Annotated in this window: 6 protein-coding genes; all 6 read left to right on the top strand. The window is 57.5% G+C overall.

Going from position 1 to position 9856, the window contains the following annotated elements:
• Positions 1–1351, top strand: a 1351-nt coding sequence (locus tag HP459_RS17920) for an OmpA family protein (protein ID WP_171936577.1), incomplete at its 5' end; no start/stop codon positions are given.
• A gap of 5 nt (positions 1352–1356) precedes the next feature.
• Positions 1357–1848: a type VI secretion system effector Hcp gene (hcp, locus tag HP459_RS17915; protein WP_009653685.1), complete on the top strand. Its 492-nt coding sequence runs from the start codon at positions 1357–1359 to the stop codon at positions 1846–1848.
• Positions 1849–2020: 172 nt separating this feature from the next.
• Positions 2021–4666, top strand: coding sequence for a type VI secretion system ATPase TssH (tssH, locus tag HP459_RS17910; RefSeq protein ID WP_171936576.1), 2646 nt, complete (start codon positions 2021–2023; stop codon positions 4664–4666).
• Positions 4663–7035: a type VI secretion system Vgr family protein gene (locus HP459_RS17905; protein WP_171936575.1), complete on the top strand. Its 2373-nt coding sequence runs from the start codon at positions 4663–4665 to the stop codon at positions 7033–7035. Before tssH ends, HP459_RS17905 begins: the two co-directional genes overlap by 4 nt.
• A 15-nt stretch (positions 7036–7050) precedes the next feature.
• Positions 7051–7317 carry a PAAR domain-containing protein gene (locus tag HP459_RS17900; protein WP_022648278.1) on the top strand — a complete coding sequence of 89 codons (267 nt, stop codon included), beginning with the start codon at positions 7051–7053 and terminating at the stop codon, positions 7315–7317.
• Positions 7318–7363: 46 nt separating this feature from the next.
• Positions 7364–9856, top strand: a 2493-nt coding sequence (locus HP459_RS17895) for a T6SS effector BTH_I2691 family protein (protein WP_171936574.1), incomplete at its 3' end; no start/stop codon positions are given.

The following is a 9856-nucleotide window of genomic DNA, read 5'->3' as shown; positions in this document are numbered from 1 at the left end:
CCCCGACTGGGGACGTCAGCTGTCAGTGATGGTCAGTGTTTGTCCGCAGCAGCACCCTGACAGTGAACGCCTTACCAGTCGTTTGCTTGCCCTGCGCTGGCAGATTAGTCGGTTGCGTAAAGCAACCGGCCATTCTGTGCCACTGGTTCTGAATGGACAGGTCGGCAGTGCGATGATGAATGACATGCTCTGGCAGACGGCGATCCTGGGGGAAGGGGTAAAGGTCTGGAGTGGGACTTCAGCGCCTGGCTCAGTTGCTGAATGGGTTAATACTGGCGGAACGCCTGCGATGCATCAACAGGTGCTTATGAACAGCCTGATGAGCTGGTTCCAACAGCACGTCCACGCTGTCCTTATGGATGAAAACCCCGATATTCCTGTCATTGAACCTGTTGCGGTTCTGTGGGGATTGGGCCCGATCCTGGCCGGAAGCATGGCCACCTCTGTCTGGACAGCGTGGTTGTCCCGCCATACTGCGATGCAGCAGGTGTCGGGCTGGCAGCCGGCGGGAACGGACAGTACGGTTATTTCCCTGTTCCCGAATTTTGTCCTCCCTTTACTGCCAGAAGGACGAGGCCTGACACCGCATGGACGAACCTGGCGCGGTGCGCTCGGAATCTTCACGTTGGCGACCATTGCTGCACTGCTCAGCAGTGGCTGGAACAACCGCCAGCTGCTGCAACGCGTTAGCTTCGATATTGTCCGTTACAACAGCATCGCCATGGATGATTACGGTCCTAAAGCCAGCGCCGTACAGGTGCTGCGCGAGGATGCGGCGCTGCTGGATGAGCATGCACGCAATGGTGTACCGGCCCGGCTGGGTCTGGGGCTTTATCGGGGGGAACGTCTGCGAATACCGGTGCTGGAAGCGATCCGCTCATATGTGCCACCACCTCCTCCACCAAAGCCTGTGGAAAAGGTCGCGCCGAAAATCATCCGCCTCGACAGCATGTCGCTGTTCGATACCGGAAAGTGGGCGCTTAAACCCGCCTCAACAAAGCTGCTGGTGAACTCACTGGTGGGGATCAAGGCGAAGCCCGGCTGGCTGATTGTGGTCGCGGGCCATACCGACAGCACCGGGGATGACCAGTCCAACCAGGTGCTGTCCCTGAAGCGTGCGGAGTCGGTGCGCGACTGGATGCGGGATACCGGCGATGTGCCGGAGAGCTGTTTTGCGGTGCAGGGCTACGGTGAAAGCCGACCTGTCGCCACCAACGACACGGCGGAAGGCCGGGCGCTGAACCGCCGTGTCGAAATCAGTCTGGTGCCGCAGGCGAACGCCTGCCAGCTGCCGGGCAACACCCCCGCGTCATCGCAGGATGATGGCGCTGATAACAACTTAACGGAGTAATTAACATGGCAATACCAGTCTATCTGTGGCTGAAGGACGACGGCGGCGCGGACATCAAAGGGTCTGTGGACGTTCAGGATCGTGAAGGCAGCATCGAGGTGGTGGCCCAGGAGCATAACCTGTACATCCCGACCGACAATAACACCGGCAAGCTGACCGGTACCCGTATCCACACCCCGTTCCTGTTCACCAAGGAAATCGACTCCTCCAGCCCGTACCTGTACAAGGCGGTGACCACCGGCCAGACCCTGAAATCTGCGGAATTTAAGTGGTACAGAATCAACGACGCGGGCCAGGAAGTGGAGTACTTCAACACGAAGCTTGAGAACGTGAAGCTGGTGAAAGTGAATCCGAAGATGCACGACATCAAGGATCCGGCGTTCGAGAAGCACAACCACCTCGAGCAGATTGAACTGCGCTACGAAAAAATCACCTGGACCTACAAGGACGGCAACATCATTCATTCCGATTCCTGGAACGAACGCGCCACCGCGTAAGTCGCATGCGGACAGGGCCCTGTCCGCAGTTTTTTGCACAGCGTCTGTATGCACGGACGCTGTGCAAAGAAAAACACAATCTGCCTGCCCGACCTGATGCGCTTTGGGTTCCTGAATAACAGGGAACAGCGACGGGCGGTAGCGTGTCCGGAACTGATAAAGAGAGAGTCTCATGGAAAATCCCGCCATCCTGTTACGCCGTCTTAACCCTTACTGTGCCCGCGCGATGGAAGGGGCCGCGTCCCTGTGCCAGACCCGCGCCCATGCGGAAATCCTGCCCGAGCACTGGTTGCTGAAGCTGCTGGAGCAGGGTGAGGGCGACCTGACGGTGCTGGCGCGGCGCTACGAATGGGATATGGATACGATATGGCAGGATATGCTGGGTTTTCTGGACAACCTGCCACGTTCGGTGCGCAGCCGTCCGCAGCTGTCGGACAGTGTCCGGGCTCTGATGCAGGAGGCTTGGCTGCACGCCTCGCTGTCGGGGGAAGAGCACATCCGCAGCATTCACCTCCTGATGGCCCTGGTGGACAAACCGAAACTGGTGCGCTGCGACGGCCTGTGGCCGCTGCTGACGCTGGCGCAGAGCCAGCTTGAGCGCCTGCGGGGGCTTCTGGATGCGCAGTCGGATGAACGCCCGGAGGTGCAGCAGGAAGCGGAGCTTACGCAGGGCGATGAGGTGGAGTTTGTCGGCCGTCCGGTGAATGCGGATATAAAAGGAGAGCTGAACCCGGCGTTACAGAATGCGCTGGACAGGTTCACCCTCGACGTCACCGCCCGCGCCCGTGAGGGCAGAATCGACCCGGTCTATGGCCGCGACAATGAAATCCGCCAGATGGTGGACATTCTTTCCCGGCGCCGCAAGAACAACCCGATTCTGGTCGGCGAACCGGGCGTCGGCAAGACCGCCCTGGTTGAAGGACTGGCGCTGCGCATCGCCGAAGGCAATGTGCCGGACGCGCTGAAGCCGGTCTCGGTACGCACCCTTGACCTCGGCCTGTTACAGGCGGGTGCAGGCGTGAAGGGTGAGTTTGAACAGCGCCTGAAAAACATCATCGACGCGGTGCAGCAGTCACCCCTGCCGGTTCTGCTCTTCATTGACGAGGCGCACACCATTATCGGTGCGGGCAACCAGGCGGGGGGCGCCGATGCGGCCAACCTGCTGAAACCGGCACTGGCCCGCGGTGAGCTCAGAACCATCGCCGCCACCACCTGGAGCGAATACAAGCAGTACTTTGAGCGCGACGCCGCGCTGGAGCGTCGTTTCCAGATGGTGAAGGTGGACGAACCGGACGACGACACCGCGTGCCTGATGCTGCGGGGACTCAAGCCACGTTACGCGCAGCACCATGGCGTGCATATTACCGATGAGGCGGTTAAAGCCGCCGTCACGCTCTCCAGACGCTATCTGACCGGACGCCAGCTGCCGGACAAGGCGGTTGACCTGCTGGACACCGCGTCGGCCCGTGTCCGCATGAGCCTCGATACGGTGCCGGAGCCGCTGACCCGCATGAAGGCGCAGCTCACGGCACTTGCCATGGAGAAACAGGCGCTGCTGGAGGATATCGCGGTGGGCAATACCGCCCATGGCGAACGTCTGGCCGCCATCGGAGAGGAAGAAGTCGGCATCATTTTGCAGCTCGATGAACGGGAAACCCGGTACGGCCAGGAGCTGAAACTCACGGAAGAACTGCTTGCCTGCCGCACGGATATCTCGCGTCAGGGGGAAATTGCGGACCTTCAGATGCAGCTTACTGCCGTGCAGCAGAATACCCCGCTGCTGGGGCTGGATGTGGACGCGCGTACCGTCGCCACCGTTATCGCCGACTGGACGGGCGTACCGCTCTCTTCCCTGATGAAGGACGAGCAGACGGAACTGCTGAGTCTTGAGCACAGTCTGGCGAAACGCGTTGTCGGCCAGGACAGCGCACTGAATGCCATTGCGCAGCGCCTGCGCGCCAGCAAAACCGGTCTGGCGCCGGAGAACGGCCCGCAGGGCGTGTTCCTGCTTGTGGGCCCGAGCGGCACCGGCAAGACCGAAACCGCCCTGGCGCTGGCCGATGAACTGTTCGGCGGCGAGAAGTCCCTTATTACTATCAACCTCTCGGAATACCAGGAGCCACACACCGTCTCGCAGCTCAAGGGCTCACCGCCGGGCTACGTGGGTTACGGTCAGGGCGGCATTCTGACCGAAGCCGTCCGCAAGCGCCCGTACAGCGTGGTGCTGCTGGATGAAGTGGAAAAGGCGCACCGGGACGTGATGAACCTGTTCTACCAGGTGTTTGACCGGGGCTTCATGCGCGACGGCGAGGGGCGGGAAATTGACTTCCGTAACACGGTGATACTGATGACCTCGAACCTTGGCAGCGACCTCATCATGCAGATGCTGGATGAAAATCCGGACGCCACCGAAGGCGACCTGCACGAACTGCTCCGCCCGATGCTGCGTGACCACTTCCAGCCCGCGCTGCTGGCGCGCTTCCAGACGGTGATTTACCGTCCGCTGGCACAGGAAGCGATGCGCACGATTGTCGGCATGAAGCTCGGCCAGGTAAGTCAGCGCCTGGCACGGCATTACGGTATGAAGACCGATATCCACGAAAGCCTGTACGACGCGCTGACCGCCGCCTGCCTGCTGCCGGACACCGGGGCTCGCAATGTTGACAGCCTGCTGAACCAGCAGATTCTGCCGGTCCTGAGCCAGCAACTGCTGAGCCATATGGCGGCGGGAAAGAAGCCGCATACCCTGACGCTTGGCTGGGATGAGGAAGAGGGCATAGTGCTCGAGTTTGACCGGACAGAAGGTGAGCATGCATGAGCAGTAATCTTCCCTTACGATTCAGCCACAGCCATCACCTGCTTTCGGTGAAGGGCTGCGATGCAGGGCTTGATGTGCTGGCATTTGAGGGCGATGAAGCCCTGAGCACGCCGTTCAGCTACCGTACTGAATTCACCAGCGCGGATCATGCCATCAGCAAAGAGATGATGCTGATGAAAGCGGCTTCCCTGACGCTTCAGGCCCCGGTAGACCAGGGTTACGGTATCAAAATACAGCAGCCGGTACGGGTGATTCAGGGCGTGGTGACCGGTTTTGAACGCCTCAGCACGTCAAAAGATGAAACCCGCTACGCCCTGACGCTTGAGCCGCGTCTGGCGCTGCTCGACCGCTCGCACCAGAACGCGATTTACCAGGACATGTCGGTTCCGCAAATCGTGGAAAAAATCCTGCGCGAACGTCACGGCATGCGCGGCCAGGATTTCCTGTTCTTACTGTCAAAAGAGTACCCGCGTCGTGAACAGGTGATGCAGTACGCTGAGGACGACCTGCACTTCATCACCCGCCTGCTGGGCGAGGTCGGTATATGGTTCCGCTTCACCACCGACACGCGCCTCAGCATTGACGTGGTGGAGTTTTACGACAGCCAGCAGGGGTATGAGAAAGGCCTGACGCTGCCGTCTGTACCGCCATCGGGCCAGCATTCAAAAGGCGTGGATTCAGTCTGGGGAATGGAATGCCATCACAATGTGGTGCAGAAGCAGGTCAGCACCCGGGACTACAACTACCGTCAGGCCAAGCAGGACATGAACGCCCGGGTTGACGCGACCGGCGGGGATGTCACCACGTACGGTGATGCCTACCACTGGGCGGATAACTACCTGACGCCGGGCAGCGCATATGACCGCAACCCGGCAGCGGAGTCCGGGGCGTTTTACGCCCGCATCCGCCACGAACGCTACCTGAATGGCCAGACGCAGACCGTTGCTTTCACCAGCTGCCCGACCCTTTCACCGGGTATGCGGCTGAAAGTCACCGGCGGGTACGAAGTGGCGGAGGTGTTTACCCAGGGCGTGGTGGTCACGGCGATGCACAGCCATGCCCGGCGTGATGCAGACTTTTGCGTCAGGTTTGACGGTATCCAGGACAGCGCGGACTTTTGCTTCCGCCCGGCGCCAGGCCGCCGCCCGGTGATGGCCGGTACCTTACCGGCCCGCGTCACCAGCACCACCGAAAATGACACCTACGGGCATATCGACAAGGACGGTCGCTACCGCGTCAATATGCTGTTTGACCGTGAGAACTGGGAAACCGGGTTCGAGAGCCTGTGGGTCCGTCAGTCCCGCCCGTATGCGGGGGACACCTACGGCCTGCACCTGCCGCTGCTGGCAGGCACCGAGGTGGCGATTGGTTTTGAGGACGGCAACCCGGACCGGCCGTACATTGCCGGTGTGCTGCATGACTCTGCTCACGGCGACCATGTCACTATCCGGAACTACAAACGTAACGTCCTGCGGACCCCGGCGAACAACAAAATTCGCCTGGATGATGAACGCGGAAAAGAGCATATCAAGGTCAGCACGGAGTACGGCGGCAAGAGCCAGCTGAACCTCGGCCACCTGGTCGACAGCGAGAAACAGCAGCGCGGTGAGGGGTTTGAACTCAGAACCGACAGCTGGGGTGCCATCCGGGCGCAGAAAGGACTATTCATCTCGGCGGACGGGCAGGCGAAAGCGCAAGGACTGCAGCGTGAAATGCAAGCTGCGCTCAAAGAACTTGACGCTGCCAGAGAGGTGACTTCTGGATTACGTCACGCTGCTCAAGCAGCCCAGGCGGAATTAGCCGATCTTGAGAGACAAACAACATTAATGAATCAGACGCTTAGCGATCTTAAGCAGCAAGCATTACTTCTGTCTGCCCCTTCAGGAATTGCGCAGGTCACCCCCGCGAGCGTACAAGTTTCGGCGGGGGAAAATCTAATTGTTACTGCTGGTCAACATGCAGACATTAGCATTGCCAAAAAATTAACTCTGGCGGTGGGCGATATTCTGAGCTTATTTGCACACAAACTGGGAATAAAAATGTATGCCTCGGAGGGCAAAGTAGATATTCAGGCACAGTCGGACGCGCTGAATTTATTTGCTAAAGAAAAGCTTTCGGTCGCCAGTTCAGACAACAGCGTTGTCATATCAGCCAAAAAAGAAATCCTTTTGGTTTGTGGGGGGACATTTATACGGTTAAGTGATGCGGGGGTTGAAGTTGGTACTGGCAAAAACGTCACGTTGAAATGTATTGCGGTTCAACAGCAGTCTGCGGCGACGTTAAATTCAACGCTTTCGCTACCTTCTGGCTGCAAACCTGGGGTAATTTCTGCAGCCCAACAGCAAGGGGCTGTGGTGATGCTTAGCTAATACTTGAGGAAAAAGATGACTACAAAATTAGCCGTTTTAGGTGACAGGACGAGTAATGGGAAAATAATTTCTGCAACTGCGAATTATTTTAGTGATGGAAAGCAGGTGGCACAAAATAATGACAAAGCCATCTGTACTGTCTGTAAGGGAACATTTCCCATCCTGGCCACTGCAATTGGTATCGTCAGTAATGGCATACTTCTGGTACAGGATCAGGACCGTGTGCTTTGTCTATGTCCCGGCCATAAAGTGATCGCAGGCTCTAATTTTTTCACTGGCTAAATAAGAATTTTTTATTTACAGGCTTAATTAAAAAAAGGATGTGAATATGGCATGCCAGGGGTTATGCACAACGAAAGGCCTGACAGTACTGCCCGTGCGCTATGCTGTTGTGCCAGAAAATATTAATGCCAGTTTACCGGGATGGGCGAATGATGCGCGCATAACAGGGGTAACGCTCGCCAGTAATGAAAAGTACACACTCCGCGCGCTTCGCCAGGGCTACCTTTACGTTTTTTATGAAAAAGGAAAACATGGCATCAATTACTGGCAGTGCTACAGCGTTGCGCCAGACGGCTCACTGTGGCTGCAACAGGTGGCGTCTAATCCTGTACCGGTGGATAAAGCGCTGTGCGAAACGGGCGAGCATATCGCGCAAAACGTCGAGTTCATGAGCATTGAATCCCCGGATAAGTGCGGCAATGTGTGGTTTGCGTTCAGTCAGTATCCGTGGGAGCAGGAAACGCTCGATCGGTATCGCATCAGGCCAGAAGAGCGCAGTGAGAGAATGCAGAAAGTGATGCCTTCGGTGGCGGGAGCTCAGCGCACAAAAACAGGGACCGACGTTACCGGGGCAAGCCTGAATCAGGTACTGGACTATCAGGTGCCTTCTGTTTCTGGTCTTCTGCCTGGTCCGGATGAAGCGAAAGTGGTAAACATCAGCCGTGCATCGTCACTCTGGGATCCGACAGTGGATGATCCCTGGCGGGTCAATAATGATGTGGTGAAACTGCAGTCCAGTCTGTATCCGTGGGCAAAAAACCGCAGTGGCATGGCAGCCGCGACGGTCACGGCCATGGAAAACCGAAGTGAGGGGATGACGCCGTTGCTGCTTCCACTCTGGGATCCGGTGGGGATTGTTCATGAGCTTAACGGCTGGAGCCAGGATGTGCTGGGGCGCCAGGCGCAGTTCCTGCAGGAGCGTGAGCTTGAGTTCGCCACCAAAACAAACCTCGATGCAGTCAGAACGCTGCTGGAAAGCAATGCCGAATCTCTGGAGGACGCGATGCGGAGACGAAGAACTGATGGTCCCATGCTGACAGACGAATATCTGGATTCGCGTCTGCAGGCGCTTGAGAAAAGGTATCAGGGTAAGCCTGATGTGCTGGCACAAATCAGGGCTGATGACAGGTTAGTGAGAAATTGGCATGCGCAGAACGTGACGGCATCATACCCGGAGAGTGTGCTGATGAGTCCACCCGAACCGCTGGCTGCTCACCAGCGACGGGTTGCCGCGATACAGGCTCAGGTCGATAAGGAACTGGCGTTAAATCTGCCTGAACCCTCGCAGGATTTCAGTGGAGTCCGGGCCCGGAGCTGGGCTCCCTATCAGAAAAAGCTCAACGCAACCCGACAGGCGAACTTTGATACCTGCTACACGAGCCTGGTTGATTCGGTTGATGCTATCTTCCAGAAGCGTATCGTCAGCGTGGTGAACTGGCTCAGTGCACCGGTACTGCTGGCAACGCTGGATGATTTCCAATGCGAGGCACAGCGGGCAGGGCTGTTCTACCAGTCAGCGGTGGGGATGGCCATGCACGGGATTAACAGCTGTCCGGCAGGGGCGGCAAAGATAGACGGCTGGTGGAATGAGTACAGCACTAAAAATCGCGGGAATCTGCTGTGGCGGCATGTGGCGGCCAATAACCCGCAGCTAATCAGTGAACTGGAGCCGTATCTGGCGACGGTGAAAGGGAAAAAGGACGAGGACGTGACGCCTCTGACGGCGACCGCCATGACGGCAGCCCTGATGCAGCAGGTCAGCAATATGAAAAAGCTGGAGGGGTATTACCAGAAATCGATGAACACTGTCGTGAAGGGGCTGCGGGAAAATGCCAGCAAACTGGAAGTACAGCTCTTCAACACGGATGCGTTTATCGTCACGGTGGGAGACAGGGTAAGCCGCATTCTGCGGGTGGATAAGGCAGGCGAGAAGCTTGCGACCACGGCGTTCAGGCTGATATTTATGATAAGGGCGGGAATACCTTCAGAAAAAGTTCACTCGTTAGTGAATGCGTATCTGAAAGATGCCCCGGCGTTACGTCAGACGGTGCTGGAAGGTATACGGCGCAGCGGACGTTTTATGGCGAGCGGGAATGAAGTCGCCGAGATTAAACAGAGAATGAGCAGCAGGCTGGAAGAGCACTTTGCATCAGAAAAGAGCAAGGCCGAATATCGGCTGGCGGGAATAAACAGTCTGTTGCTGGTGCTGAATGCGATGGATTTTATCTACCTGTGCGGACAGGTAAGGGATGAGAAGAAGCCGCTGGCGAGCCTGCTGGCCAGCGGGCTGGCGATGGTGAGTCAGGGGACGTCGGTTATTTTGCCGGCAATAGAAAAAGGTCTGGAAGCGCGTGAGCTTACGGTGGCCTGGGTCAAGGGGGTTGGGGCGGCAGCGAGTGGAACTGCATCTTTGGTTTCTATGTATACAGATTGGCTTTCAATGAAAGCAGAGTTTCAGAATAATCGTTTTTTGCTGATGGCTTTGATGGGGTTAAAAACATTTGTTGATGTCCTGGCGGCCACAAAATCAGTCGGTCTT

Origin of the sequence: Enterobacter sp. CM29, assembly GCF_013179605.1 — a bacterium.
Taxonomy (GTDB): domain Bacteria; phylum Pseudomonadota; class Gammaproteobacteria; order Enterobacterales; family Enterobacteriaceae; genus Enterobacter; species Enterobacter intestinihominis.
Note: the sequence above shows the minus strand (reverse complement) of the source record. Positions and strands in the feature narration are given on the sequence as shown.